Source organism: Bradyrhizobium yuanmingense (genome assembly GCF_029167105.1).
GTDB lineage: Bacteria > Pseudomonadota > Alphaproteobacteria > Rhizobiales > Xanthobacteraceae > Bradyrhizobium > Bradyrhizobium yuanmingense_A.
Genome location: NZ_JARFML010000026.1, coordinates 62501 through 89012 on the forward strand (window position 1 = coordinate 62501; position 26512 = coordinate 89012).

The following is a 26512-nucleotide window of genomic DNA, read 5'->3' on the forward strand; positions in this document are numbered from 1 at the left end:
ACGGCAGACAGAGCAAACGGAGCTCACGCGGTACGGGCGTTTGTAGCGTTGGTGCCGGAGTTAGCCGTTATGCGTGCGAAGCAGAGTATCCTTGGCCTCGTTTACCCGGGCAGCGAGATACGTCGAGCCCCCCTGGTCGGGATGGAGTTTCTTCATCAGGGATTTGTGGGCCCGGCTGATGTCGTCGCGCCCCGCTCCCGGCTGCAAGCCAAGGATCTGATAGGCTTCCTCCGCCGTCATTTTGCTGCTCGCCGCCGTGCGGCGCTGCCGCCCTGCCGCATCGCCCTGCGCGTTCTGACGCCAAGCGGGAAACCGGCGGTCCAGATAGCTTTCAAGTAGGGCCACGCTCTCGGCGTCGAACGTCGGGACTATCGCGAGCAAGCCGGCGAGATCGAATTCGTCGAGATTGCGCCCGGCATGAGGCCCCGCAACGATCTGGCCGGAAAGCTGGCCGGAATCGTGGTCGAGCCGCATGTCCAGGAATTGCGAGCGCACCCGCGAGGCCTGCCCGGACGGGCGCGTCGCACCGCCGCCGAACAGCCCGCCGACATTGCCGAAGCCAGCATTCGCGAGTGGTGTCCAGCCGAGCAGGCCCGCGCCGAAAATTCCGAGCGGGATCGCAACCGCCAGCTCGCCGCGCAAGCCGGTGAAGGCCGCAACCGCCAGCGCCAGCACGCCGCCGCCGAACTTGAGGGTGCGCGCCAGCACCGCTGGATTGGCGGAGCGGAACATCTGGAGCAGCAGGTACAGCGTGATAACAGCGACAGCGCCGGCGATCAGGGTCATGGCCGGAATATAGTCGTGCTGTTGTCAAAAAGCATGGCGTCCAGCGCCGCAAGCCGCACCGGCCGGACCGCTATTTCATCTGGCTGATCAGCTTCGCCGCGCCACTCACGCTTCCAGCCAGCTTCAACAGCGCCTCACGTCCACCCGCGGCATAGGCCGCAGCTGCCCGCAGCAACTCGCGCAGCTGCGCCGCCGCACCGGGATCGAACCGGCACCAGGCACCGCCAGTCAGCCGCGCGATCTCGCGGAAGGCCTGTTCGGCGACCGCGTCATGGCCTTCCTGAAAGACGAATACGGGCACCTTGAGCATGCCGAGCTGGCCGGCCTTGGCGCAGAGCTCGTCGATGTCTTCCTCCATGGCATCGCCGACGAAGACCACGGCCCGCACGCCGGATGCGACTGCCTCGCGCCTGGCCTCGCTCAGGACCTTGCCGATCTGCGTATCGCCGCCGCGGCAATCGATCTTGCTCATCAGGGTCGCCAGCCTGGCGCTGTCTGAAATCCAAGCCGTGGCGCGGCACTCGTTGAGGCCGCGATAATAGACCAGCCGGATGTCGAGACTGCCGAGCGCTGCGGTCTCGCGAAACATGTCGGCCTGGAGCGCGCAGGCCATGTCCCAGGTCGGCTGCCGGCTCATGGTCGCATCCAGCGCGAAGATCAGCCGCCCCCTCGCGCCCGGGGCATGCGGCGAGAGGGTCCGCGCCTTGGCAACGAACGCGGCGATGTCTTCCGAGGTCGAGGTTTGCGCTTGCGGCAGCACGCCGTCTGCTCGCGCCGAGACGGCATCGCGGCCGCGCGGTTTGATGGGTTCGCCCGACATCGCTGCTACACCTTGCGTCAGCAGCTAATGTGGTCAGCGCATGCGGCCCGGTCAATGCGCAAAGCCTCCGCAGGCGGGCACCGGCGGAGGCTTCGAGGATTGGTGCAGTCGAGCGGTGACGTCAGCTCGGCAAGCTCTTGGAAGTCAGCCGTTCGAAATCAGCTCTTGGCAGGAGCCATCAGGGCAACCGGGCCCGGCTCGAGGATCTTGGGCGGGGCGGACTGCGTGTCGACCGGTGCGATCTCGCTGTCGGTCGCGCTCAGGAACTTGTCGAGCATGCTCTGGATCGAGCTTTTCGCCACATCCGGACCGGTGTCGCGCATGTCGTTGTGCTGGAATTCGGTCTTCACGACTTGAATGCCCGCCTTCTCGCATTCCTCGTCGGTCGGAAGCACGCCGGCGTCGGCCTTGAACTGCGGATCCTGGGAGCGGAACGACAGGATCTTGAACTTGCCGGCGGTGACGAAGGGCACGCGCAGATTGTCGAGGGTGACGACCTTCTTGACCTCGTCCGGATATTGCTTGGCGAAGTACATGGTGATGTCGCCGCCCATGGAATGGCCGACCATCGTCACCTTGTCGTAGTCGGCGTTGGGCTGAACCTTCTTCATCTCCTGCACGGCGAGATGGATGTTGGCGACACCGCGCAGGATCTGCGGCAGCCGGCCGACATAGAGCTCGCCGGGCTTGGTGACCATCGGAGGATCGGTTGGCAGATCGTGCTGCGGGCTCATGACCATGTAGCCGCGCGCAGCGAAGATGTTGGCGAGGAAGCCGTATTCGGTGTTCTTGACGGTGTTGCCGTGATTGATCACCGCGACGGGCAGCTTGATCATGCCGGCATTGGCCTGCATTTCCTTGTCGCGGCGCACCGCGATGGAAACGGGCACCGGACGGTTGTCGCGCGAGGCATCGTAGAATGTGATGGTCTCATGCCTGATCGCCCACTTGCTCGCCGTGAAATAGGCGATGCCGCAGAGGGCACTGACCGAAACCAGAACGGCAATTCCACGCTTCATTTTCGTCCTCAGCCTCAGGCCTAAGCGGCCTGAATCCCTGTTGAAAATCGTGTTCTCCGGGGCTCTTCGTCCCCTTGTCGCCTATTCCCTAATATATGTCACAGCAGCGTGACAGGAAGGCTAAATGTTGTGAATCGGCAGCCCTTTCATTGTGCGTCGCACTCGTTCCGTGAGCACCCCATTGTCATACCGCTACGTCAGGGTGCAGGTCCCTATTCGACGCAACCGATCTCGATCGGGTTCGACTCGCAGTCAATGCAGGGTGAAAACGCGCGTGGCGCACACCGGGTTCCCGCGCCAGCCGAGGGCCCGGATCGGCCGGGAGTAGCGATATACCGCGACGTCAGGCGCCGAGGATGTCGTGGACCTCGAGCGGCTTGTCGACCTGGCTGAACCACTCGGCCCGGTTGGCCGCGCGGCGGCGGCCGCGCTCGTCGAGCGGGAGCTTGAGCTGGCGGAGCAGGCTCGTCACCTCCTCCCGCGCAGTGAGATGGCCGAGATTGGGCCGCATACCGAGCGTGGCCTCGTCGATATCATCGAGGGCGGTCAGGCCGCGCGGGAAGAATTCGCGGTACACGACGCGCTCGGCGAAGCCGTCGACGTAGCGGAAGCCGAGCCGCAGCGACAGATCCTTCAGGCCCTCGGCGACGAGCTGCTTGTTGCGCGAGCCGAGCATGGACAAGCGGTTGCGCACGACGATCCAGTCGGTGGTCGCGCCGTCGAGCTGGCGTCGCTTGCGCCTGACATCACGCACCATCTCGGCGTAGTGGCTCTCGCCCGTCACTGCGTAAGTCGCGGGATCGACGGTGCCGAGCACGTCGAAATCGAGGAAGCTGTCGTTGATCGGCGTGACCAGGGTGTCGGCCATCGAATGCGCGAGCCGCATCAGATAGCTGTCGGTGCCGGGCGTATCGATGACGATGAAGTCGAAGCTGCTCTCGACCGCGGAGACGGCTTCCATGAACTGCTGGAACTCGGAATTCTCGTTCTCGGCAATCTGCATGGTGTCGCCGAGCTTGATGCAGCGATGCACCGGAAGCTCGAGGTCGAGCTTGGTACGTTGTGCCCAGGCGGACCGGTTGCCGATGTAGCGCGTGAAGCTCTGCTGGCGGCAGTCGAGGTCGATGGTGGCAACGCGCTGGCCGGCCTTCAGAAGCGCAACGGCGATGTGCAGGGCGGTGGTCGATTTGCCGGAGCCACCCTTCTCGTTGCCGAGCACGACCACGTGCGCCGAGCCGGATTGGCCTTGGCTAGCCTGCACAAGCATGGCGATCCTCAACACCCCTTGCGAATATCTTCGAGTTGACCGCGTCAGCGGTCAAGTGAAATGCGTGACAGGTAATGCAAATTGCAATGCGCCGTTCTCACGATGTATCGCGGCGCCGTCTTTCGTCTGTGATCCAGCCCACAAATGCCGCGACGTTCTACGCCACCTCGCGCGGGATGCTGTGCCGCATCCGGATGCATGGCGTCCACGATCTCCGCTTGTTAAGGTTAGCCGGCCGGGCGCGACGCCCGCACCTGCGCCGCTTCCCAATCGCCGAGTCCCGATGTCAGCAAGCCCATTGATCGCCCGCACGGTCCCTGCCCTGCGACGCGCCGTCGACAATCTCCGCAAGCGAAAGGCCACGATCGCACTGGTCCCGACCATGGGAGCGCTCCATGACGGGCATGTGTCGCTGGTTCGCCTCGCCAAGCGGCGCGCCAGCCGCGTCGTGGTGTCGATCTTCGTCAACCCGACCCAGTTCGCTCCGACCGAGGATTTCGGCGCCTATCCGCGCACCTGGAAGGCCGACATCGCCAAGCTGGCGGCCGAGGACGTCGATATCGTCTGGCACCCGGGCGTCGCGGCCATGTATCCAGAGGGGTTTGCCACCCGCATCGTGCCTGAGGGGCCGGCGCTGGCCGGCCTCGAGGACCGCTTCCGCCCGCACTTCTTCAGCGGTGTCGCCACCGTCGTCGGCAAGCTGTTCACGCAGTGCCGGCCGGATGTCGCAATCTTCGGCGAAAAGGATTTCCAGCAATTGCGGGTGGTGACGCAGATGGCGCGCGACCTCGACCTCGGCGTCAAGGTGATCGGCTCCCGCACCGTGCGCGAGCGCGACGGACTCGCGATGTCCTCGCGCAACGTCTACCTGTCGCCCGAGGAGCGCCAGACCGCCACTGTCCTCTACCGCGCCATGAGAGAGAGCGCCGGGCGCATCCGTGCCGGCGATTCGATCGCGCCGGCGATGGCCGGCGGTGCGGAGATGATCAAGGCGGCCGGCTTGGTACTCGACTATTACGAGGTCCGCCATGCCGAGACGCTGGCACCGGTCACCTCGCGCAAGGACGGCCCCCTGCGGATCCTGGTCGCGGCCAAGCTCGGCACCACCCGGCTGATCGACAATATGGCTGTTTAGAGCAGTCCGAGGTCACGCAGCTCGCGCCGCATCGGCTCCGGCATCGCCGCAATCGAGCCGGCCGCGGACTTGCCGAGATCGGCCGGCACGGAATCGTCGGTCAGATAGCGCCAGCCCTGGAACGGGCGCATCAGCCGCGGCGAGACCGAGATCACTTTCGGCTGCATCACGATCCGGCAGCGCCCGATGCCGTCCTTGTCGCGGAACGGCTCGATGCCGATGATCTTTTCGCGCGCGGCGATCTCGCCCTTGATCACCCAGTAGAGCGAGCCGCCGGCGAGGATCTCGGCGTCGCGCTTGGGCACCATGCGCGTGATGTGGATGTGATGTTGCGGCAGACCCTTCTTCTTGGCGGTCTGCATCCGTTCGGCCACCCACTCCTTCAATTCCTTGACGGAGTCGCAGCCGACGGCGAGCTTGATCAGATGGAGTGGCATGCCCAAGCATTAGCCGGGCAACCCAGCATTTGGAATGCCGATCTACTCGTTATCCGCAGGCGCGGGAGCGGCGGTCGAGGCCGGCGGCGGCGCGAGCGGAACCGGCGCCGCAGGCGCACGCGCAGCCTTTTGGGGCGGCGGCTTCTTCGCAGCCGGCGGGCTCGATGCCGGAGGCGCTGCGGCCTGTGCGGAGGCTGCGGCCGGCGCGCGCGGTGCTGCCGCCGCATTTGCCGCCGGCGCGGCCTGGCGCGTCGCCGCCGTGGGCTCCGGATTCATGATGCTCACCGGCGGCGTCGAGGACGCGCTCGGGAACTCGGCATTGGTCGGCCTGCCCGTCGGCATTGACGGCGGCAGTCCGGCGAGGGCGGCGTTGGCGGGCATCGCCGCTGCGGCTGCTGCGGGCGCGTTCCAGGTCGGCGCATAGCGCGCAACCAGGGTCTCGTAGAGATGGGAAGTCATGTTGGCGGCAACCTGCTGCTGGTCGGTCAGCGAGCGGAACGCAGCGCAATCGAACTGCGTGCAGCCGTCGCGCGCCACCAGCACATGTGCAACGAGACCATAACGATCCCGCTCGAGCGACTTGCGCAACACCTTCATGTCGAGGGTCAGGCTCTTCTCCGCCGTGGCGACATCGCCGAGCCCGGTCAGGCGGTCGATCCTGGCGGCGGTGTAGGAGACCGCCGCGGCCGCAGCGTCAGGCGCGCCGAACAGCGCCTTCTCGCAGCCGGCGCCAACGGCATCGCCGGCGAGATCGTCGAGACAGGACAGCGCGGGAAGACTCGCGCTCACCACAGCTTGCGCGCGCGCCTCGGCCGGAGCGGACGGCGCGTCCGGTCCATAGAGACGCATCGTGGCTGCGCCGGCAATCGCGATGGATAGCAGGGTAATGACGGTCAACGCCCCGTTCGCAACCGATCGGTCGGCGCGCAGCAGCGTGATCAGGAGGATAAATCCGAAGAATCCGGCAGCCGCCAGCGTCATCCACATCGGGAAGGCCGGCGAGCTCCAGATTTGGTCGAGCGAAGTGGCCCATGCCCAGTTCATGCGCGACGTCCCCTCACGCGAGCGAAGAGCGGATGGTCAAGCGAGCACCGCGAGCCGGCAACTGCCCCCGCCCACCCTTGTGAAGGTAAGCGGGCCTTTTGACGGCGGCAGAGTACAATTCCCGGGAAGCGCCTATGCACTGACGGCGTCGTCAGGAGAGCGCGAGCTGGCTTTCCTTGGCGACGCGCTCGAAGGCTTCGGTCGAGCTTTTGATCCGATACTGGCAGTCGTCGCCTTCGGTCGGGAGCAGACGGATGACTTCATACGCGCCGCTCGCAGCCGGACGCGCGACATTACTGGCCGTGAACAGGACGCGCGTTCCCACGGGGAATTTGTGCTTCAACACCCTCTCCATTACTCAAACAGCGCCCGCCTCGCCCAGTGTCCCACTGCGAGGGCCGGCCGGAAACCCGGGCGGGTGTATAGCACGCGTCCGATGCTTTTGGCCAGCGCCATGCCGGCATGGCCCGCGCACAATTTTTGCAGTTATTTCAGGATGATAACGGGACAGCCGGTGGGGCGGTGATACCGGCGGAGCTGCTTATTCCGCCGACATGTCGCAGGCCTGTCGCACCCTCCCCCCGATCGGCTGGCGCCCCCGCCGCCGGCCGGCGCCGGTCGGGCTGCCGCTCAGGCATCCTCGAACTTGGCGATGACGAGCGTTTCGGCCAGTCCATCCCGGGTCCATTCCTGGAACGCCGGCAGCGCCATCATGGTCTCCATGTAGGCCCTGGTGTCTGGCGCCACCTCGATCGCGTAGGTGCGGAAGCGGTGCACGACGGGGGCATACATGGCGTCCGCCGCACCGAAGCGGCCGAACAGGAACGGTCCCTGTGCGCCATAGCGGGTGCGGCACTCGCGCCAGATCTCCTCGATGCGCGCGACGTTCGCCTTGGCATCCGCCGACAGCGCCACGGCGCGGATCGGCCGATGCAGGTTCATGCCGCATTCGTTGCGCAGCGTCACAAAGCCGGAATGCATTTCGGCGCATACCGACCTGGCATGCGCGCGCGCGGCGACGTCGTCAGGCCAGAGCTTCGCTTCCGGATAGCGCTCGGCGATGTACTCGATGATGGCGAGCGAATCCCACACGGTGACGTCGCCGTCGACCAGCACCGGCACCTTGCCGGCGCGGCTGAAGGACAGGATCTGCGCCTTGTCGGCGGGATCGTCAGTGTAGAGCGGGATCAGCGTCTCCACGAACGGGATGTCGTTGGCGCGGAGCGCGAGCCAGGGCCGCATCGACCATGACGAGTAGTTCTTGTTGCCGATCGCGAGTTTCAGCGCAGCCATGTCACTGGTCCTTCGTTGAGTCCTGCAGTTGCAGCCGCTTTTAGCGCCATCGCCTGCCGCCAATCAATCGTTGCTGCGCCCCTTCATGCGTGGCAATCGTTGCGGTCCTTGCCAAGAGACAGACATGAGACCGACATGAGCAGGCATTGGGTCGACATTACCGCCGTCGGCTTCTTCATCATCGAATGGCTGGCCTATGCCCTGACGCTGGAGCACTCGGCCTACGGCCGCGACAGCCTGTCGGCGCGCATGAACCGTTATCGCGAGGTCTGGGTGCGCCGGCTGCTCGACCGCGAGACGCGGATGGTCGACATGCAGATCATGGCCTCGCTCCAGAGCGGCACCGCCTTCTTCGCCTCCACCAGCCTGTTCGCGCTCGGCGGCGCGCTGGCGCTGCTGCACGCCACCAACGACGCCATCACGATCCTGAGCAAGCTGCCGATCGACCTCAGCACCTCGCCGGCGATGTGGGAGCTGAAATGCGTCGGCCTCGTGCTGATCTGCGTCTACGCCTTCTTCAAGTTCGCCTGGGCCTATCGCCTGTTCAACTATGTCGCCATCCTGTTCGGCGGCATGCCGCCGGCCTCGCAGCGCGACACCCCCGAGGCTGAAGCCCACGTCATCCGCACCTCCCGCCTGTTCGAATCCGCCGGCCGCCACTTCAACCGCGGTCAGCGCGCCTTCTTCTTCGCGCTCGGCTATCTCGGCTGGTTCGTCAGCCCCTGGGTGCTGTTCGTGACCACGGCAGCGGTCGTGGTCGTGACCTGGCGGCGGCAGTTCGCGTCCAGCGCCTGGGCCGCGATGGCGCTTGAGGTGGATGGCGAAGAGGTGCGGAAGCGTGGTCATTGAGGCGGCACTCTCACGTGCACTCGTAGGATGGGTAGAGCGAAGCGAAACCCATCACGCATCCTCCTCGCCGAAGCATGATGGGTTTCGCTTCGCTCTACCCATCCTACGGCATCGCAGACATGCCTTCGCGATCTCGCGGCGCATGTCGCCCGAGCTTCGCTTGATCTCGCCGCCCTCTTGAGCCAAGAGGGCGCAGGGAAGACCGGGTGCCGGCGGCACCCGCGGTCCGCTGCGCGAAAGGCACGCGCAGGAAGAACCGCACAGCAGCATACAGGTGAAGCCCAACACACGGCCTTCCCTGCGCGATGGTCGGACGGCTTATGCCGCGCTCTCCCGGGAGCCGAGTTCTCTCTGGCCTCCCTCGCCTCGCGAATTTGAATGATGCAGTCCGCCCGGTTGGGCTCGCTCGCACCTCCGCGAAAGGCTTGACCGTAGCAACGACGGCCAGGACCACACGGTTTTGCCGTACGCACGGCCCGCCATTTCGCCGCAGTATTCCCAGCCCTGTCGACGGAGCCGGGAACTTACAAACGAGACGAAGCCTAGCAGCGCCGTTCGTCCGCACGCGGCCGCGAGCTCACAGGGACTACCCGCCCTGCCCGCACCTCTCATGCCGACGCTGCCGCGTCCACCGCAAGCCCGGCCCGCGACAATGACGACCGCATGATCGCCCCTCGAGATTGAGCCGGGATGGGCGACACATACGCCATTTCCGAATTTCGGTAAAGCGGAATATTTTTATGCGGACCGATTGACAGAGAAGCGAAACACCCTGCTCTCGTAGCCCGGATGGAGCGCGAGCGTAATCCGGGACAATTCGAGATGCCGGGCGAGCAGCCCGGACTACGCTTTGCTCCATCCGGGCTACACGACTACACGACGACGCGCTATCCGCCGAAATCCTTCGGGCTGAACGGCAGATCCAGCACCTTCCATTCCCCGTACAGATTGGCCGGCAGCATCTTGTAGGGTTGGCAGTTCTGCAGCGCGCTCGTTGCGGACTTGACGATGGCCACGCCCTTGGCGGACGGCGGCGCCTCGATCAGGATGGGCTCGCGCGCCAGCGTGCCGTCGGTGGCGAACACGGTGCGCAGCTTGACATGGACGTTGTCGGTCGGTGCGACGCCGGGCGGCAGCTTGGCGCAGCCGCGCAAGTGACGGCGAAGCTCCGCGATGACCTCGGGCGGAAGCTTCGCAGCGATTGAATCGTTGGCATCGCCGCCGTCATCCTTGGCGCCTTTCGGCTCGACCGGCAATTCGGGCGGCAAGCCCAGCATGACCCCGTACTTGATGGTGACGTCCGGTTGCGGCGTCTGATAGGCTGGCGGCGGCGCGGCCGGCGGCGGCGGCTGCGCGTTGGCCTCACGCTGCTTCGAGGCCTGCGGCTGCTTCTGCTGCGGCTCAGGCGAGGCCTGCTGTGACGGCGATGGTGCTGCCGCCTGCGGCCTGGCCGCAGGCTTCGATGCTTCCGCCTTATCCGGCTTCGGCAACTTCAGATCGGGGAGCGGCTCCGGCGGCTTCGCCTCTTCCCTCTTCTCCTCGGCCTTGGTTTCCTCCTGCGTCACCTGCTCCGGCGTGACGATGTCGACCGCGACGGTTTCGGGCGGCTGGCTATGAAATGGACGGACCTCGCTGATCACGATGATCAGCGCCACCAGCGTCAGATGGGCGATTGCCGAGGCGGCAATGTCCGTCCGTATGATCTTCCCCAGTTCCATCGACCGATCTTGGGTTGCCGCCGCGGTCCTAGCATACCCCGGGTCCCTCTCAATCCCATTTCGGGGCGAAGCCAAAGTCGGTCAGGCGTCCCTTCGGATTGGCGAGCGCGGCGATCCGGTCCATCTCGTCTTCCGACAGCTCGAAATCGAAGATCTCGATGTTCTCCGACAGGCGCTCGATGCGCGAGGTGCGCGGGATCGCAGCGACATTCTGCTGCACCAGCCAGCGCAGGCAGACCTGCGCGGCCGTCTTGCGATGGACGCGACCGATCTCGGCCAGCGTCTGGTCGGACTTGATTCGGCCCTTGGCGATCGGGCTGTAGGCGACGAGGGCAAGGCCATGCTGGTCGCAGGCCGCCCTCACCTTCGCCTGATCGAGATAGGGGTGATACTCGACCTGGTTGCAGACCAGCGGCTCCGCCGACAGCGTGACCGCCTGCTCGATCAGTGCCACGGTGAAATTGGAGACGCCGATGTGGCGGGTCAGGCCCATCGTCTTCGCATGCGAGAGCGCGCCCAGCGTCTCCACGAGCGGCACATGAGGATTGGGCCAGTGCAGCAACAACAGATCGACCGAGGGAAGCCGCAGACGAGCGAGGCTCTCCTTCACCGAGCGTTCGAGATCATGGGGTGCGAAATGGTTGGTCCAGACCTTGGTGGTGAGGAATACGTCGTCGCGGCGCACGCCGGAGGCGCGCAAGCCGTCGCCGACCTCGCGCTCATTGTCGTAGACCTGCGCGGTGTCGATATGGCGATAGCCGAGCCGTAGCGCCTGCTCGACCACGCGCGCAGCCGGCCTTCCGCTCAGCTCCCAGGTCCCGAGACCGATCGCCGGAATCCTTGCGCCATTGGCCTCGACGAACAGCATGAGGAATCCTCTTCCGTTGCGACAGCCCCAGACGTCATTATGGACCCGGTCGATGATGCTGCCAACGGAAGCCGCGGCAGCCTGGCGGGAAATTCGATGCAGGCCTAACGGGAGGTTGTGCGTCAGGCCTTGGTGTCAGGCCTTGGCGTCAGGTCTTGGCGTCAGGCCTTGGCGAGCGCCTGGAACACCGTGTCGGGGGCATGCGCGATCACCGTGAGCAGTGCGCGGGCCGGGCCGCGCGGGGCGCGTTTGCCCTGCTCCCAGTTGCGGATGGTCTCGACGGGAACGCCGAGCCTGGCGGCGAACTCTATCTGGGTCAGGCAGGCGCGCCGGCGCAGGTCGCGCACCGCGAGCGGGCCGGTGTCAGCCGGCGCCGCATTGGCCGTCGGCTGAACCGAAAGCGGCTGGACCGGAAATTCCTGCCCATCCCGCAATTCGACGATCCGTCCGTCCGCCTTCAGCCGCAGCCGCATGCCCATTCCCCCAAGCAGAGGCGATGATGCGGCAGGTCGCTTAAAGTCGGATTAAAGACGCAGCGCAGTCGCGGCACGAGGGTTAGAGTGCCCCGCCGCCTCCCCCGTCATTGCGAGGAGCCCTTGCGACGAAGCAATCCAGGATCTTTCCGCGGAGGGATTCTGGATTGCTTCGCTGCGCTCGCAATGACGTGGAGAGAGCGTGCGCCGTTCGCTACTTCAACCCGAACCAGAGCGTCGCAATCCCGAGGAAGGAGAAGAAGCCGACGACGTCGGTCACGGTGGTCACGAACGTGCCCGACGCCACCGCCGGGTCGGCCCGCACCCGCTCCAGCGCCATCGGGATCAGGATGCCGCCGAGCGCGCCGGCGACGAGGTTGCAGATGATGGCGAGCCCGATGACGATGCCGAGTCCCGGGATCTTGAACCAGGCCACCGCGGCGATGCCTGTGATCACGGCGAAGGCGAGGCCGTTGACGAGGCCGACCAGGGCCTCGCGCATCACCACGCGCCAGGCGTTGGAGGAGCCGAGCTCGCGCGTCGCCAGCGCCCGCACCGCCACCGTCATGGTCTGGGTCGCGGCATTGCCGCCCTGGCTCGCCACGATCGGCGCCAGCACCGCGAGCGCGACCATCTTCTCCAGCTGGCCCTCGAACAGGCCGAGCACGGCGGAGGCCAGGAACGCGGTGGCGAGGTTCACCAGCAGCCAGTTGAAGCGGCCGCGGGCGATGGTGAGGAACGTGTCCGACAATTCTTCGTCGCTGGTGACGCCGCCGAGCGCCTTGAGGTCCTCGTCCGCCTCCTCCTCGATGACGTCGACGACGTCGTCGACGGTGATGACGCCGACGAGGCGGTCCTGGGTGTCGAGCACCGGGGCGGCGACGAGATTGTACTTGCCGAACATGCGCGCCACCTCTTCCTGGTCCTCCAGGACGGAGACGCGGCGGCGATCCTCGTCGGTGAGCTCGGTCAGCGCCACCGGCCGGCGCGTGCGCAGGAGCACGTCGAGCGGCACCGCGCCCTGCCAGTGCTGCTCCTTGTCGACGACGTAGATCTCGTAGAAGCGGTCGGGCAGATCCGGCGTCTCGCGCATGTAGTCGATCGCCTGGCCGACGGTGAAATCCTGGGGCACGGCGATGAACTCGGTCTGCATGCGGCGGCCGGCGGAGTTTTCCGGGTACAGCAGGCTGCGCTCGAGCGCGACGCGCTCCTTGAGCGGCAGCTTCTCCAGGATCTCTTCTTGTTCCTCGGCATCGAGCGTTTCCAATAGCTCGACCGCATCGTCGGATTCGAGAACGCGGACGCCCTCGGCGACCGTCTCCGGCGGCAGCTCCTCGAGGATCTCCTCGCGCACGGTCTCGTCGACTTCGTTCAGCGCCGAGAAGTCGAAATCGCGGCCGGTGAGCTCGACCAGGCGGACGCGGTCGTCGGGCTCGAGGGCGCCGATCAGATCGCCGAGATCGGCTTCGTGCAGCTCCGCGACGCAGGCGCGCAGCGCCGCGCTGTCCCCGGCCTCGATCGCACGGGCGACCTCCTCGACGAATTCGTGACGAATTTCGCCGTCTTCATTGCGCATCGGCACGTGGTCGAGTACCGAATCCGCAGCCGATGGGGCAACGTCCAGATGTTCATCCATGGCGCGCCTCGCCGTTTGACAGGTTGGAACCGGTGGTGTGAGCTGAGGCTTCAGGCAATACCCACAAGGCAAAGCCGAGCGCAATGACAAAGATGCTGCGACTGAGGCGGACCTCGACCATGGCGGGCGCGCTCGTCGCGACCATCATCGGCAATGCCACGACGGTCATCGGCGCCGCCGAGACGGAGGCCGCCGAGTGCCCGCGCAAGGACGCGCTCGGCACCTCGCGCGTCCTCAGCGTCGATCCCAAGTCCTATCCGCGCGTGGGCCTGAAGAGCTTTCCGCAGACCCTGCCGCTGGCCGATCGCGAGGTCGTGCTGACCTTCGACGACGGGCCGAACCCGCCGACGACGTCGAAGGTGCTGGCGGCGCTGGCACAGGAATGCGTGCGCGCGACCTTTTTCCTGATCGGCCAGCACGCCTCCGAGCATCCGGACATGGTCAAGCGCATCGCCCGCGAGGGCCACACCGTCGGGCATCACTCCTACTCGCATCCGTTCATGGGGCGCATTCCGTTCGAGAAGGCCATGGCCGACATCGACCGGGGCATTGCCGCAGACGAGATGGCGCTGCACGGAGCCTCGACGACGACACCCTCGACGCCGTTCTTCCGCTTTCCCTATTTCGAGTCGACCCAATCGCAGCTCGACCTGCTCCAGTCGCGCGGCATCATTGTGTTCGGGGCCGATTTATGGGCCAGCGACTGGGAGGAGATGACGCCGGAGCAGCAATTGAAGCTGGTCACCGAGCGCCTCGCGGCGAGCGGCAAGGGCATCATCCTCTTCCACGACAACAAGGCGCGCACGGCCGCAATGATGCCGGCGTTTCTGCGGTATCTGAGGGAGAACGACTATCGGGTGGTCCACATCGTCCCGGCGGGCACATCACGGAAGAGCGCCGATACGCGCTGATGCCGGAATGTCACGCCGGGGCAAAATGGGGCGATTTGGGGCCAATTAACACTCTGTTCATGCTACCCCCTCAAAGATGAGGGCGGCTGCGGCTGAACCCTTTTGGGGCATCTCCGACCTATCTAAGCGCCAATTGCATGGGGGCAGACGAGGTTCATGATCGGAAGTAGCGTTGTTTTGCGGACGCGATCGTGGATCGTCCTCTGTCTGGGAATGCTCACCGCCGGTTCGCCGGCCGCGCTCGCAGCCGAGTGTCCCGGCCACCCCGACGCCCTCGGCACCTCCCGCACCCTCGTTGTCGATCCGCGCGAACATCCGCTGATCGGCACCATGCAGTACCGCGAGACGCTGCCGCTGAAGGACCATGAGGTCGTCCTGACCTTCGACGACGGTCCGATCCCGAAATATTCCAACCAGGTGCTCAAGATCCTCGCCGACGAATGCATCAAGGCGACCTTCTTCATCGTCGGCAACCAGGCCAAGGCCAATCCGGAAGGCGTACGCAAGCTGGTCGCGGCGGGCCATACCGTCGGCACGCACAGCATGGACCATCCGCTGACCTTCGACCGGATGCCGATCGAGAAGGCCGAGGCGGAGATCAATGGCGGCATCGAATGGACCGCGGCCGCGATGACCGATCCGTCGCAGCTCGCCCCGTTCTTCCGCATTCCCGGACTGATGCGCGCCGAGGGCATCGAGAACCATCTGATTGCGCGCGGCCTCCAGGTCTGGAGCGCCGACTTCCCGGCCGACGATTGGCGGCACGTGTCGTCCGACCGCGTCTACCAGCTCGCGATCCAGCGGCTGGAGGCCAAGGGCAAGGGCATCCTGCTGCTGCACGACATCCAGGCCCGCACGGTGGCGGCGCTGCCCAAGATCATCCGCGACCTCAAGGCGCGCGGCTATCGCATCGTGCATGTGGTGCCCGCCACGGCCGAACGGCCGGCGACGCCGACCACGCAGGTCGAATGGCTGCTGCATCCGCCAACCGAGACGACGCCGATCGCGCGCTGGCCACGTGTGCCGCATTTCGTGTTCACGCAGACCAGGACGCTGTCGGCGCCTGCGCTCGCGAACCTCAATGTGCAGGGCGAGCATCAGTCGCTGCTGCCGCGCCGGAGCCAGGGCCAGATGGACCTCGCATCCACCCTGCCCGTCCCGGGTCGCGATCTGTTCGCGATTCCGGAAGGCTCGGTCGAGGTGCTGATGTCGACGACCTCATCGCGGCGCGCCGCGACCCGGCTCGCCATGGCGGCCGAGAGGCCGCATCCGGCCAAGGACAAGGCAGCACAGGGCAGAGGCGCGAAGGGCAAGACGGCCAAGCTGCATGGGCGACGTACCGCCCAGGCGGCGCCGGCTGCAGCGGATCATGCCGCGCAGCCCGTCGACATCGTACCCAAGAGTACCGCAGCGAAGAGCGCCGCGGCCAATGGCGCGGCCTCCAAGGGCGTGCCGCCCCGTCCGACCCGCGTCGCCAGCCTGAAAAAACGCGCCTGATCTGCTATTGCCGCATGATGGCGGCGACGCAGAGCAGCACGATCAGCGCCAGGAAGAACAGGTCCATGTAGGACTTGAGCTCGCCGTCCCGCCGCAGCCGCGCGACGTCGGTGATCACCTGCTTGCGCGCGGTGGTGCTGCCCGAACCGTCGTTGATCGGAGCCTGAAGGCGCTTGGTCTCGGCCTCCAGCTTCTCGATCTTCTGGAAGAAGTAGAACGCCCGCAGCGTCGAGGCCGCGCGCATGGCGGCATAGACCAGCACCAGGATCGCCAGGATCGCCCGGTTCGGATACTTTTCCATGAAGTTCAAGCTGAAATAGACCACCGCCATGAAGGCGAAATTGGTGAGGAAGCGGTAGACGAAACTGAGAAAGACCATGCTGGCTCGAACCTTGAGGGGGTCGCAACCCTATGGTGTTGCGAAGTGCGGGATCGGGACCCAGACCGGAACGGCGAGCCTGGATACGGCCCGTCTACGCCAAGTTTGTTTCAACAAAGATACTGCCGCCCCCGCAACTGGCCGCCTTTTAGCCTGACGCGGCCATAAGGCAAGCCGGAGCATGGCCCATGGCCTCGCGCGCGCGAAGGGCCCGCAACGGCTCGATGGCGATTTGGCCGAAGGCGCGGTAAACTGTGACCGCCACCAGATGTGGGGTTCTTCCGATGTCGAAGAAGGGAATCACGGGCCACGACGACTGGGTTCTGACCGAGGCACTCGCGACCGCCCTGGTCGCGCTAGAGCAGCTCGAACCGAAGCACCAGCCGAACGCGCATATGGATGACATCCGCAAGCTGCTCGCGAACGGCAAGGAGCCGGCTGCGGTGAGCCTGCATCTTGCGCAGGCCAAATGCCGTCTGTTTCCCGAGCTCGACCCGCTGCAGATCTACCGGGAATACGGCATCGGCGAGGAGTATGGCTGAGGCCGCCGGTCGACGATCGAGCTCAAGGCCCGCCGGCGACCGATCCTGCGATCACCATGACAAGCGCGCCAAGGTCGATCTTGCCGTTGACGGTCAGCTCCTCCGAGGCCGCTGCGTCTCCCGCGCCCTGCACCTTCAGCGATTGCGGCCGGTCGGCGGCCTGACGCTGCAATTCGCCGACGATCGCTTCCTTGAGTTTCTCTTCCAGCATGGGCACCTCCTCAAGCCGCCATCGCGCGGCAGGATTGGGCGCAGGATCGGCATGTCGCGACGCATTCGTCCATGCCGCCGATCCGGGCGCAATCCTCGGCACATTCGGTGCAGATTTCGGCGCACTCGCCGCAGGTGTGCTTATGATGCGGCGTGTTGATCAGCATGAAGTGCGCGGCGGTCCGGCACATCTCGGCGCAGGCCATCATCAGGCGGAAATGTTTCGGCTCAACATGCTTGCCGCCGGTCTCGAGGCAATGGTTCATCGCCGTGCCGAGACATGTCTGGTAGCAGCTCATGCAAAGCGCGATGCAGCGGGTCATGTCTTCGGATTGAGCCATCGGTTGTCTCCAGTCGCGCCCCGCTCCGCTCGACCAAAGCGGGGCAACGCGCTTCGTTCCCGGTTCCAGCCGATTGTGAGGCTCACCGCCGTCCCATCACGCAAATCGCGGCGACAGGCTGTTGTGGATGGTGCAGGCGGCGATGGCCGCGTGGCCGAACGCGACCGAGATCTGGTGCAGGTCGGTGACGACGTCGCCGATTCCATAGAGCCCGGCGATCGACGTGCGCTGATGATCGTCGACCTCCAGATAGCCCTCCGCGGTATGATCGGCGCCGAGCGCCATCGCGAGCTGCGAGCGCACCTCGGCACCCATCGCGGGATAGACCATCTCGAATTGCGCCGTCCTGGCGTCGGCAAAGACGGCTTCGAGGCCCTCGCCTCTTCGCCGCAAACGCAGGTCGGGCGCGAACACGACCTCGACGCCCGCCTCAGCCAGCCGTGACGTTGCCGACCGATCGTCACCCTGCCCAATTGCGAGCAGCGTCACGTCGCGCGAATAGCCGCGCAGGAACAGCGCCTTGCTCGCAGCGCGCGCGAGCGGGCCGATGACGCCGATGCGGCGGCCGGTCGCCTCGAAGGCGTCGCAGACCGGGCAATAGCGCAGCAGGCCATCCGCGACGGCGGCGCGCCATGCGTCGAACGGCGGATGGGTATCGACGATCCCGCAGGCGAGAATGACCGTGGCGGCCGCATGCGCACGGCCATTCCAGCTCGCTTCAAAACCGTGTTCGTGACGCTGCAACGCCGTGACCTCGGCCTCCACGCGTGTGACGGCGAGCTCGTTCAGCTGGGCCGACATCCGCTCGATCAGCTCCGCGCCGGACAGGCCGTGGACGAAGCCGGGGACATTGTGGCTGCGCGGGATCAGGGCCGCCCGGCTCGCGCCGGCGTCCACGACGCAGACGCGGCGGCGGAAGCGCGCCAGATAGATCGCGGCCATCAGTCCGGCCGGGCCGCCTCCGACGATCAGGCATTCAAGGGGTGGCGCGCCGGTCATTTGGGGTTCGGGTCCGCAAGACCGGCGCCGGGCTCATCGAGGCGCCCGCTTCGCGCGAGCCGGACGGCATTGCCGAGCGCGCGCGCCGCATTCTGCACTTCCTGCTGGAATTCGCGGTCCTCGTCGAGCTCGCGATGGGACGTGGCGTATGGCTCGTCGTAGCCGACATAACCGTCGAGCTCGGCGTAGCGCCCTGCCGAGATCAGCTGCATGTCGGTCAGCCAGTCGGACAAGGCCCGGCGCACGCCCTCTGCGCCGACCGCATCGCCGTGAACGACGAGGCCGAAATGGCGGCCGGCGAGATGACGCGGATAGGGCCAGCCCTTCAGCTCGATCGCCTTGGCTTCCGCGGCATTCTTGCCGTGGGTCGAGGTCGGATCGGGATTGCCGCCGTCGGCGCAGACCATGCGGTCCATCATCGCCTTGAGACCGGCGGGGACGTGATACCAGTTCACGGGCGCCACGATCAGAATGCCGTGGGCCGCAACCCAGAGCGGATAGATCTCGTTCATCCAGTCGTGGGTCTGGCCCAGCGAATGGTTCGGATAGCAGCTGCACGGCCAGTGGCACAGCGGCATGGCGGTGCTGACGCAGGACTTGCAGGGATGAATGGTCTTGCCGTACTCCGAAGCGAGGCGCGACAGATCGAGGATGTCGACGGCAAATCCCATCTCGATGAAGACGGGCTCGGCCAGCTTGACCAGCCGCCAGGTCTTCGACATCTCGCCGGGACAGGTGTGCTCGCTGCGGGCCGAGCCGTTGATGATCAGGATGCGCGGCGTCGCGTCGGCATCGTCGTGGCGCCGCTGCGCCTCCAGGATTTTTGCGCGCGCATCAAGCCAGTCGACGGCAAGATCGTAATCGGGGTCGGCGAACCCTGCGCCGGCCTTCCGCGTCAATGGTGCCTTGCGCGAATGGCTGTAGGCGTCCCAGGCGGCCGCGATGATGGCATCGAGCGCACGCCCGAGCGGAGCAAAGGCCGGATCGACGAACTGGCGCTTGTAGCGCCGCTCGAACTCCTCGCGCGACAGCCTGACGGGCGGCATCCCCTTGCGAATGTCGGCATCCGTCATGCTGGCTCCTGGCGAGGTCGATGTCCTCCGACCAACCCGGCGCCCAGCGCGCAGTTCCCAAGCTTACTGGCGAGCAAGCTCCTGCGGCGCATCGAATTTGGCGATCCGCTGGTCCAGCCGCCACAGCTCGATGCGATGCACCAGAACGAGCGAGGCGGCTTCGCGCTTGGCCTCTTCGTCGTCGTCGCAGACAAGGTTGATGCATCCGAACACGTGCCCGTCCGGATCGATCTGGAACGCGCGGTAATGCTTGATGCTTGCCACTATGATGGTCCTCGCCTTGGAGCGACGGGCGCGCTGAGCCAATCGGTCAGGTTCGAGGTTATTTCGTTCTGCTTGGCGCGCTGCAGCAGCACCTCGCGCTCCCTGCCGGGCGGCAGGCTGCTTGCGCTCTCGCGGGCGCTTTCGGCAAAGGCGGCTAGCCGCTCCTGAAGCGTTTGAGTCTGTTTCCTGCGGTTACGTTTGGCGGTCATTTGTACTTTTGAACTTCCGTGGACAATTCGGTTGGAGGAAATCGGCCCCGGCGGGATCGGCGCGGGGGCCCAGGTTCTGTTTTCACGTAAGTCGCTTGCCGGTTGAGGCGGCTCCGCCCGGCAACGATTGCAGCTTCCGTCGCAACGGCCGGTTCCGGCATTTCAATAAGTTAACGCTGCGCGATTTTGCGCAAAGCGCGATCGATTTGGACTGCGCCGGAACCGAAATGCTGATTCGTATGTTCAAGGACGACTTGAAGGAGGATCATCATGGCAAAAGCAGCATTGAAACGGCCGGGCTCACCGATCGGCCGCAAAGGACCGCGCAAGGCAAATCCCGCTTACAAGCGCCGCGCGCGCGAGCCGTGGACGGCTGCAGATGTGAGCAAGTTGAAGCAGCTTGCGAAAGGCAACACGCCGACCGGCGTGATGAGCATCAAGCTGCAGCGCCCCGTCGCGGCGATCCGCAGCAAGGCGCAGCGCGAAGGAATTTCGCTGCGGCCCGCCAATCGCTCGCCCTACAACCGGCGAACCAAAGCCGCGAAGCGGCGTTGATTCCCGCACTGCCGGGTGACAACCGGACGCAACGGGGAACGATGGATGTGGTGCTCATTTTTCCGGTTTCTGCCCACAACATCAGCGCATCGGTACGCGCCGACATCTAACCCGTTCCCGGCGCGTGCAACCCTGACAGGCTGCAGCGCTGCGCCCGTCAGTTCGGCGGCTGCAGGCCGGGTGAGCGCAGCCATTCGCTCATTTGAGACCCTGTTTCCGCCTGTCGCGCCTTGCGCAGCATCTCGTCGCGCGCCGCGCCGGGCGGAAGTGATTTGGCCTCTTCGCGCAACCGCTCCGCTTCGGCTGCCAGCCGGGCCTCCAAGGTATCCTCGTGCTTGATCCGACGCCGCATCATCGTCATGGGCGTATCCCTGTAGTCAGCGGAACGCGCCATTGCGTTCATATGGTGATAATGCCAGGCAAGTCGCGCTGGCCTGCATCTAACGTTCTGGAACCGGAACGGTTGCTCCCGCTGCCCAAAAACTGTGATTGGAGTCTTAAGTCGCTGAAGCAACAACATCATTCCTAGGAGGCGCAAACTGCGCCGAACGCGGGTTAATTGTCCTCATCGTCGCGGCGAGCCTTGATCTCCGTACGAACCATGGCGCTCTCCAGGATGGCCAGGCGCAAGTCAGCCACGATTTGATCGCGATGCTCCACGAGTTGTCGACGCTCCTCTCGAAGAGTGCGGCTGACATCGATCGCGCGAATGGCGCGAGGAATAAGAACGTCGCGCATGGTACAATTATAGGCCTACTGCGCGCGGAGCCATTCACCTAGGTTACTCAAAATGAGTAATTGCCCTGATGTGCACGGTTATCAGCTCTCGTTCGATCGTGCGCCAGGGACGCGAAGTTTCCGATCGAACATGGGTGCATGGCCCCTCGCTCGCTATGGCGGCGCTCGCGTTGGCGAAAGCCTCGGCGAGCTGCCGTTCCATGTCATAGCAGGCCTGCCGGAGCTGCCGCCTGACTTCGGCATTGAGAGCCCGCAGACGGATACTCTCTTCGATGGCTCGATCGGCGCGCTCCAGGAGACGCCGAGTTTCCAGACCAAGATGATCACCATCCATGGCCGCGCTCCTCATCATGCAGGCGGGAGCGCGCGATCTCTCAGCCACCGGCGCCTACGGACAGGGCCTTGGCCGGTGATACCGGTAAACTAACTCAGGTAAGCCGATGTTCCTAGTGCGCAGACGGCCGACGGCGGCTTTTCACCCGCGCTCTCGGCCACCGCGATAGACTTGCAGATAACCCGGCGAGAACAGAGCCACATCTTTGAGCGCGTCGAGATCCTTGATGACCAGGGTACGGTCGCGCAGCACAATCAGTCCTGATGCGCGCAGTTCCTGAAGCGTGCGATTGAGATGGACCACCGAGAGGCCGGTGGCATCGGCAAGATCCATCTGCGTCACGGGCATTGCGCAGCTGTTGCCGTCGACCATGCCGACGGGACGCAACCGCTCGAAGATCTCGCAGAACAGATGCGCCACGCGCTCGAGCGCGACGCGACGGCCAAGATTGACGGCCCATTCGCGCTGAACCGCGTTGTTGACGAGCGTCTCGCAAAGAAAGGCTTCGGCAAGCGAACGGTCGGCCGCCAGCAGGCTATCGAAGCGCGCGCGCTTGACCTCGGCGAAAACGACCGGGGTCAACGCACCGATGGTGTGATCCATGGTTGAGAGCAGGAATACATGAGCGTCGCAGCTTTCGCCGGGAAGGATGAAGTTAACGATCTGGCGCCGGCCGTCCTCGAGCATCTTGTAGCGGCAGAGCCAGCCCGACAGCACGATGCGGACACTGTCGACGGGGTCTCCCTCGGAGACTAGGTCCTCGTTTGCTCCGGCGTGCTGCACCCCTTCGAGCATCGCATACTCAAGTGACGCGCGCGCCGCCGACGAAAGCGGCCTCAGCGCATTCAGCCGGCGAATGGCCGGGTCCAAAAGGCTGCGATCGGTGGTCGACAAGGACATCAGTCAGCCACAGGGGGAGTGTGGAAGGAGCCCTTGTTCAATGGGATCCTGATCGTGCATTGCAGCCCTCCCGAATGGAAGGTCAGCGTGCTCTGGCCCTTCAGCTCGAACGCCAGTGTACGCTCAAGAAGCTCGGTTCCGAAACCTTTCCGCAGCGGCGGCTTCACCTGCGGCCCCCCACGTTCCCGCCATTCGACCGTCAATTGTGCGGGTTCCGTGCTTTCGTCGATGCGCCAAGACACGTCTATGCGGCCTGACGGCTTGCTCAGCGCTCCGTATTTCAGCGCGTTGGTCGCGAGTTCGTGAATGGCTAGAGCGAACGTTTCGGCGGCCTTGGGCTGGAAGCGGACCTTCGGGCCCGAAACACGCATCTGCTCGCCTTCGCGGGCATTGTAGGCGAGCAGTTCCTCCACCACCAGGTATTCGAGATCAACACCGCCCTCGGGATCCCGCGTCACCAGTCCCTGGGTCCGGGCGAAGGCGTTGAGCCGTCCGTCCAGATGGGAGGCGTATTCCTCCACTGTGGTGCTCGTCTCCGCCGACCGGCGGGCGATCGAACGCACGACACCAAGCGTATTGCGGACGCGATGCTGCAGTTCGGCCAGCAGCAGGCGCTGCCGCTCCTCGGCGCGGGTAATCTCCGTAACATCGATGAACGTGATGACGACGCCTGCGATGAAATTGTCGACGCTGCGGTACGGCAAGACGCGCGCGATATATCTCTTGCGGTCATCCGGCGCGGTCAGCTCGCGCTCGACGCTGGCCAGGGTGCGCAGCACGCGGCGGACATCGTCGTAGAGCGCCTCGATCGGAACGCGCGCCTTGATGTGAGATATCGGGCGGCCAGCATCGGTTTCCACCAAGTGCAAGATTTGCGTGATAGCCGGGGTGAAGGTCATCACCCGTAAATCGTTGTCGAGAAACACGGTCGCGATCTGCGTGCTTTCGAGGAAATTCTTCAGATCGCTGGTGGCGCGCGTCAATTCTCGGACGCGGTGCGCCAGCTCGCCATTGACCGTCGTCAGCTCCTCGTTGACGGACTGCAACTCTTCGCGTGAAGTCTCGAGCTCCTCGTTGGCGGACTGGAGCTCTTCGCTGAGCGATTGGTATTCCTCGTTGGAGGATTTCAGCTCTTCGTTGGTACTTTCGAGTTCCTCGATGGTGGCCTGGAGGCGCTCACGTGTCGCGCGCAGCTCGCTTTCGAGGCGTTCGACATGCTCGGTGCGAATGAGGGCGTTGGACTTGCCCTGGTCGTCCCCGATCGGTTGGGCCGGTCCGTCCTTGAACAGAACGACGAAGTTCCGGTGACCGCCGGCGTCGTCCTGAATGGGCTCCACCGTGATGCTCACAAGGATGCGGTGATCGCTCACGCCGAGGTGCACCTGCTCGGCATTGACAGGCTCGTTGGTTTCCGCCGCGCGGCCGAGCGCGGTCCGCAGCTCGAGGCGGAGATCGCGATGCACGAGCTGAAGCAGATCGAGGCTGGCGGCGCCGGCGGTCGCCTCGATGTACCGACCGGTACGTCCCGAAAAGTGCAGGATCTGGAAATTCTCGTCGGTGATGACGTAAGCCGGGGCATATCGGTCCGCGATCCGTTGCGCGCGCCGCTCCAGGCCGACGTCAGGGCTGAGCGAGCGCACCGGCGGCACGTCGACCGGCGCCCTGCTCGCAGCGGTCGTGATCGGAAACTCGGGAGGCAGCCGCGCTCCGGTATCGAGTTTCCTGAAGATACGTGCACGGCGGTCGATCGGCACGAACAGCTTTGGATGCCGCGTCACATTCTCCGAATTTCCGAGGACCAGATAGCGGTCGGGCAACAGCGCGAAGTGAAACAGCGGAATGACGCGGTTCTGAAGCTCCGCGTTGAGATAGATCAGCAGATTGCGGCACGAAACCAGGTCCAGCCTGGAGAACGGCGCGTCCTTGGTGACGCTGTGCTGGGAGAAGATGCACATCTCGCGCAGCTCCTTGACCACGCAATAGGTGTCCCCCTCCCGCACGAACCAGCGCGCCAAGCGTTCGCTGGTCATGTCGCCCTCGATCGAGGTGCGATAGCGGCCGACCCGCGCAGCGGCGAGCGCCCGTCCGTCGATGCCGGTGGCGAAGATCTGCACCTGCGGCAAGGAGTCCATCCGCGCCATGTGTTCGCGCAGCAGGATGGCGATCGAATAGGCCTCCTCGCCAGTGGCGCAACCGAGCACCCAGACGCGAATCTGCTGAGCGGCACCCTTGCCCTCGAAGATCTTTGGAATGATCTGGGTCTCCAGAAGCTCGAATTCGCGCTTGTCGCGGAAGAATTCGGTGACGCCGATCAGGAGATCATTGAAGAGGTGTTGCGCCTCATCCTTGTCGTTGCGCAGAAAATCCATGTAGGCGGGAATGCCGTCGATCTGGACGACTTGCATGCGCCTTTGCACCCGGCGCAGGAAGGTATTTTGCTTGTAGCCGTGAAAATCGTTGCCGGTCTTGTTACGCAGGATGTCGGCTATCCGCGAGAGCGAGGTCGCAGCGGCGGCGGGCTCCTCGTCGAACCCCCGCTTTTCCTCCAGACGACGCAGATGGCGAGCATAGACATGGATGTGCTCGGGAATCTCCTCGGCCGGCAACACATAGTCGGCGATCGCCGCCGCCGTTTTGGCATCCTTGAGAGGGACCGATTTCTCGCTGGCGACCCTTTCAGCGATGGCAAGACCGCCGTGATCTTTCAGCGTCGCAGTACCCAGCGTGCCGTCGCCGCCGGTCCCGCACAAAATCACACCGATGGATTCCTCGGCGTGCTCCTCCGCCAGTGATACCAGGAAGCTGTCAATCGTAGCTCGATCGCCCGGTGCCTGCTCGGCCTTGCGGATCGCGAAACGGCCGCCCTGGATCGTGGTAATCATCGCCGGCGGGCACAGATAGATGTTCCCGCCTTCGATCGGTTGGCCGTGGCGGGGGTCGGACAACCTGCCGCCATTCGAGCTTTGCACGATCTGACGCAGCTGAGCCTCGTCGAACGCCTCGTGGTGCTGAAGCGCCAGCACGATCGCCTGGTCTTCGCTCAAGGTCATCTTGGCGAAGAAGCGCTCGATGCTGTCCAGAGCGGACGGTGAGGCGCCGACGCCGATCACGAGCGGGGACATGGTCTGGCGCTCTCCTTCTGCCGCTTGCTCGCCCGCTTCGGTCATGGACTTGGTAGCTCTCTCTCACTGGCCGGCCCCAACGGGCGCCCGATCCTTGCAGAAAACAGAAACTAGCCCGATCCCAACAGTTGAAAGACGATAATGTAACAGAGCTTCCTTCGATCTTTCGCGCGTCAACCCAGGGGGGCCGCGCGGCATCTCGGCCAGCCAGGCGACGAGCGGCGTTGAACGCTGGGACCATCAACCAGCTTCGGGCTGTTCTGCAGCCACCTGCCGTTGCAGATATGCGATGCGCTGGGCGATCAGAACGCGGCGGCGCTCCCACTCGGCAAGGTTCTGCTTGAACAGGTCGACCAGCCGTTCCGCCTCGCGGGTATCATGGCCGCCGGCGCGAAGTTCGCGCACACGATCCTCCTGCTTGCGGATGCGCTGCGAGAACTCTTCGATGTCCCGGTCGGCCCTGACCAGAAGGCGCTGCTCGACACCGAGCTGCTCGGCTTGTTCGGAGATGGCCATGGCAGTCCCTTCACGTCTGCCGCGTGCGGACGGGAGCATCGAGCGATTGTAGCACCACCCGCCGGATCATGTCGGCATATTCGCGATATTCGGCCGCCCTCGCCTGGTACATCTCGGCGACAGCGGACCGGCCGCTGCGCCCCGCGGCCCGTAAGCGATGGCTGCGGAACGAAACAGGGCATCGATGGCCGCACCAGGTTCTCGCGCGGACCGCGCCCGAGCAACACCCGATCCCTCGAGAGCAGCAAATGGTGGTCCGGCGCGGCCAAATAGATCTGCCCCAGCTCGATCTCCATGCCGTTTTCGGCCTGGCGGACCGGAAGCGGGCCGGCGCTCCTGGCGATCGTTGACAGAATGCCGATGCCCTGCGCCGGAATGTGCAGAACGATGAAGACGGCTGCGGGCAAATCCGGCGGCAAGCGGCTCAGGATCTGCTTCAATGGCTGGGTCGCTCCTGCCGAGCCGCCGATCACGATGATGTCGCGGTTGCTCATGGAACCTGTTTTCGATTTGATCGTTTCGGATCAAGGCGGGGTCCGTTTTATGTTCCTAGGGGGCCGAAGCGAAGGCTGAGGCA

Annotated in this window: 31 protein-coding genes and 1 pseudogene; 7 read left to right on the plus strand and 25 right to left on the minus strand. The window is 65.0% G+C overall.

Annotated features, from left to right (window positions below; all coding sequences use genetic code 11):
* Window positions 1–60: 60 nt before the first annotated feature.
* The 4 genes from P0R31_RS28485 to P0R31_RS28500 form a co-directional block, all read right to left on the minus strand.
* Window positions 61–786: a DnaJ domain-containing protein gene (locus tag P0R31_RS28485; RefSeq protein WP_275517718.1), complete on the minus strand. Its 726-nt coding sequence runs from the start codon at window positions 784–786 to the stop codon at window positions 61–63.
* A 70-nt stretch (window positions 787–856) separates the two neighbouring features.
* Window positions 857–1606: a VWA domain-containing protein gene (locus tag P0R31_RS28490; RefSeq protein WP_275517720.1), complete on the minus strand. Its 750-nt coding sequence runs from the start codon at window positions 1604–1606 to the stop codon at window positions 857–859.
* A 158-nt stretch (window positions 1607–1764) separates the two neighbouring features.
* Window positions 1765–2625, minus strand: a complete 861-nt coding sequence (locus P0R31_RS28495) for an alpha/beta fold hydrolase (RefSeq protein WP_275517722.1) — start codon at window positions 2623–2625, stop codon at window positions 1765–1767.
* Between the two features lie 343 nt (window positions 2626–2968).
* On the minus strand, window positions 2969–3892 hold the full coding sequence (locus P0R31_RS28500; protein ID WP_275517723.1) for a division plane positioning ATPase MipZ: 924 nt from the start codon (window positions 3890–3892) through the stop codon (window positions 2969–2971).
* A gap of 283 nt (window positions 3893–4175) precedes the next feature.
* Here P0R31_RS28500 and panC point away from each other — a divergent pair, with 283 nt between their 5' ends.
* Window positions 4176–5027 carry a pantoate--beta-alanine ligase gene (gene panC, locus P0R31_RS28505; protein WP_275517724.1) on the plus strand — a complete coding sequence of 284 codons (852 nt, stop codon included), beginning with the start codon at window positions 4176–4178 and terminating at the stop codon, window positions 5025–5027.
* Here the strand turns inward: panC and P0R31_RS28510 are convergent.
* From P0R31_RS28510 to P0R31_RS28525, 4 genes are all read right to left on the minus strand, one after another.
* A complete protein-coding gene (locus P0R31_RS28510) occupies window positions 5024–5464 on the minus strand; it encodes a DUF1489 family protein (protein ID WP_275517726.1) in 441 nt (146 codons plus the stop codon). The genes panC and P0R31_RS28510 overlap by 4 nt on opposite strands.
* Window positions 5465–5506: 42 nt before the next feature.
* The gene (locus P0R31_RS28515; protein ID WP_275517727.1) at window positions 5507–6508 is read right to left on the minus strand and encodes a hypothetical protein; all 1002 of its coding nucleotides are present in this window, start codon (window positions 6506–6508) and stop codon (window positions 5507–5509) included.
* A gap of 151 nt (window positions 6509–6659) precedes the next feature.
* A complete protein-coding gene (locus P0R31_RS28520; protein WP_085969273.1) occupies window positions 6660–6863 on the minus strand; it encodes a hypothetical protein in 204 nt (67 codons plus the stop codon).
* Window positions 6864–7138: 275 nt separating this feature from the next.
* On the minus strand, window positions 7139–7801 hold the full coding sequence (locus P0R31_RS28525) for a glutathione S-transferase family protein (protein WP_275517728.1): 663 nt from the start codon (window positions 7799–7801) through the stop codon (window positions 7139–7141).
* A 135-nt stretch (window positions 7802–7936) separates the two neighbouring features.
* Between P0R31_RS28525 and P0R31_RS28530 the strand changes: the two genes are divergently transcribed.
* A complete protein-coding gene (locus P0R31_RS28530; RefSeq protein ID WP_275517729.1) occupies window positions 7937–8650 on the plus strand; it encodes a DUF599 domain-containing protein in 714 nt (237 codons plus the stop codon).
* An 887-nt stretch (window positions 8651–9537) separates the two neighbouring features.
* On the opposite strand, the gene P0R31_RS28535 is transcribed toward P0R31_RS28530, so the two are convergent.
* The 4 genes from P0R31_RS28535 to mgtE form a co-directional block, all read right to left on the minus strand.
* Window positions 9538–10368: a hypothetical protein gene (locus tag P0R31_RS28535; RefSeq protein ID WP_275517730.1), complete on the minus strand. Its 831-nt coding sequence runs from the start codon at window positions 10366–10368 to the stop codon at window positions 9538–9540.
* A 49-nt stretch (window positions 10369–10417) separates the two neighbouring features.
* Window positions 10418–11236: an aldo/keto reductase gene (locus tag P0R31_RS28540; RefSeq protein ID WP_275517731.1), complete on the minus strand. Its 819-nt coding sequence runs from the start codon at window positions 11234–11236 to the stop codon at window positions 10418–10420.
* Window positions 11237–11397: 161 nt separating this feature from the next.
* Window positions 11398–11715: a helix-turn-helix domain-containing protein gene (locus P0R31_RS28545; RefSeq protein WP_275517732.1), complete on the minus strand. Its 318-nt coding sequence runs from the start codon at window positions 11713–11715 to the stop codon at window positions 11398–11400.
* Window positions 11716–11923: 208 nt separating this feature from the next.
* On the minus strand, window positions 11924–13345 hold the full coding sequence (gene mgtE, locus P0R31_RS28550; protein WP_275517733.1) for a magnesium transporter: 1422 nt from the start codon (window positions 13343–13345) through the stop codon (window positions 11924–11926).
* Window positions 13346–13428: 83 nt separating this feature from the next.
* On the opposite strand from mgtE, the gene P0R31_RS28555 reads away from it, so the two are divergent.
* Entirely contained in the window at window positions 13429–14256 is an 828-nt protein-coding gene (locus tag P0R31_RS28555; protein WP_275517734.1) for a polysaccharide deacetylase family protein, read from the plus strand.
* Window positions 14257–14412: 156 nt separating this feature from the next.
* A complete protein-coding gene (locus P0R31_RS28560; RefSeq protein ID WP_275517735.1) occupies window positions 14413–15753 on the plus strand; it encodes a polysaccharide deacetylase family protein in 1341 nt (446 codons plus the stop codon).
* A gap of 4 nt (window positions 15754–15757) precedes the next feature.
* On the opposite strand, the gene P0R31_RS28565 is transcribed toward P0R31_RS28560, so the two are convergent.
* Window positions 15758–16132, minus strand: coding sequence for a hypothetical protein (locus tag P0R31_RS28565; protein ID WP_036013747.1), 375 nt, complete (start codon window positions 16130–16132; stop codon window positions 15758–15760).
* Between the two features lie 284 nt (window positions 16133–16416).
* Here P0R31_RS28565 and P0R31_RS28570 point away from each other — a divergent pair, with 284 nt between their 5' ends.
* Window positions 16417–16674 carry a hypothetical protein gene (locus P0R31_RS28570; RefSeq protein WP_275517737.1) on the plus strand — a complete coding sequence of 86 codons (258 nt, stop codon included), beginning with the start codon at window positions 16417–16419 and terminating at the stop codon, window positions 16672–16674.
* A gap of 22 nt (window positions 16675–16696) precedes the next feature.
* Here the strand turns inward: P0R31_RS28570 and P0R31_RS28575 are convergent, their stop codons facing one another.
* The 5 genes from P0R31_RS28575 to P0R31_RS28595 form a co-directional block, all read right to left on the minus strand.
* Window positions 16697–16885 carry a hypothetical protein gene (locus P0R31_RS28575; RefSeq protein ID WP_036013742.1) on the minus strand — a complete coding sequence of 63 codons (189 nt, stop codon included), beginning with the start codon at window positions 16883–16885 and terminating at the stop codon, window positions 16697–16699.
* Window positions 16886–16895: 10 nt separating this feature from the next.
* Window positions 16896–17225 carry a four-helix bundle copper-binding protein gene (locus P0R31_RS28580; protein ID WP_197947764.1) on the minus strand — a complete coding sequence of 110 codons (330 nt, stop codon included), beginning with the start codon at window positions 17223–17225 and terminating at the stop codon, window positions 16896–16898.
* Between the two features lie 96 nt (window positions 17226–17321).
* Window positions 17322–18224 (minus strand): NAD(P)/FAD-dependent oxidoreductase, encoded by a 903-nt coding sequence (locus tag P0R31_RS28585; protein WP_275517739.1) that lies wholly within the window; start codon window positions 18222–18224, stop codon window positions 17322–17324.
* On the minus strand, window positions 18221–19297 hold the full coding sequence (locus P0R31_RS28590; protein ID WP_275517740.1) for a flavodoxin family protein: 1077 nt from the start codon (window positions 19295–19297) through the stop codon (window positions 18221–18223). Before P0R31_RS28590 ends, P0R31_RS28585 begins: the two co-directional genes overlap by 4 nt.
* A 63-nt stretch (window positions 19298–19360) precedes the next feature.
* Window positions 19361–19561, minus strand: coding sequence for a hypothetical protein (locus P0R31_RS28595; protein ID WP_275517741.1), 201 nt, complete (start codon window positions 19559–19561; stop codon window positions 19361–19363).
* Window positions 19562–19865: 304 nt separating this feature from the next.
* Between P0R31_RS28595 and P0R31_RS28605 the strand changes: the two genes are divergently transcribed.
* The gene (locus P0R31_RS28605) at window positions 19866–20435 is read left to right on the plus strand and encodes a hypothetical protein (protein ID WP_275517743.1); all 570 of its coding nucleotides are present in this window, start codon (window positions 19866–19868) and stop codon (window positions 20433–20435) included.
* A gap of 47 nt (window positions 20436–20482) precedes the next feature.
* On the opposite strand, the gene P0R31_RS28610 is transcribed toward P0R31_RS28605, so the two are convergent.
* From P0R31_RS28610 to P0R31_RS28640, 7 genes and pseudogenes are all read right to left on the minus strand, one after another.
* Window positions 20483–20680 (minus strand): hypothetical protein, encoded by a 198-nt coding sequence (locus tag P0R31_RS28610; RefSeq protein ID WP_275517789.1) that lies wholly within the window; start codon window positions 20678–20680, stop codon window positions 20483–20485.
* Window positions 20681–20880: 200 nt separating this feature from the next.
* A complete protein-coding gene (locus P0R31_RS28615; protein ID WP_275517744.1) occupies window positions 20881–21063 on the minus strand; it encodes a hypothetical protein in 183 nt (60 codons plus the stop codon).
* 43 nt (window positions 21064–21106) lie between these two features.
* Window positions 21107–21397, minus strand: coding sequence for a hypothetical protein (locus P0R31_RS28620; protein WP_275517745.1), 291 nt, complete (start codon window positions 21395–21397; stop codon window positions 21107–21109).
* 141 nt (window positions 21398–21538) lie between these two features.
* The gene (locus P0R31_RS28625) at window positions 21539–22297 is read right to left on the minus strand and encodes a Crp/Fnr family transcriptional regulator (protein ID WP_275517746.1); all 759 of its coding nucleotides are present in this window, start codon (window positions 22295–22297) and stop codon (window positions 21539–21541) included.
* The gene (locus P0R31_RS28630; RefSeq protein ID WP_275517747.1) at window positions 22297–25464 is read right to left on the minus strand and encodes a CheR family methyltransferase; all 3168 of its coding nucleotides are present in this window, start codon (window positions 25462–25464) and stop codon (window positions 22297–22299) included. The genes P0R31_RS28625 and P0R31_RS28630 overlap by 1 nt, the downstream gene beginning before the upstream one ends.
* A gap of 195 nt (window positions 25465–25659) precedes the next feature.
* Window positions 25660–25935, minus strand: coding sequence for a hypothetical protein (locus P0R31_RS28635; protein ID WP_275517748.1), 276 nt, complete (start codon window positions 25933–25935; stop codon window positions 25660–25662).
* 141 nt (window positions 25936–26076) lie between these two features.
* Window positions 26077–26408, minus strand: a pseudogene (locus tag P0R31_RS28640) (chemotaxis protein CheB); the annotation flags it as partial.
* On the opposite strand from P0R31_RS28640, the gene P0R31_RS28645 reads away from it, so the two are divergent.
* The gene (locus tag P0R31_RS28645; protein WP_275517793.1) at window positions 26323–26508 is read left to right on the plus strand and encodes a hypothetical protein; all 186 of its coding nucleotides are present in this window, start codon (window positions 26323–26325) and stop codon (window positions 26506–26508) included. The pseudogene P0R31_RS28640 and the gene P0R31_RS28645 overlap by 86 nt on opposite strands.
* Window positions 26509–26512: the final 4 nt, after the last annotated feature.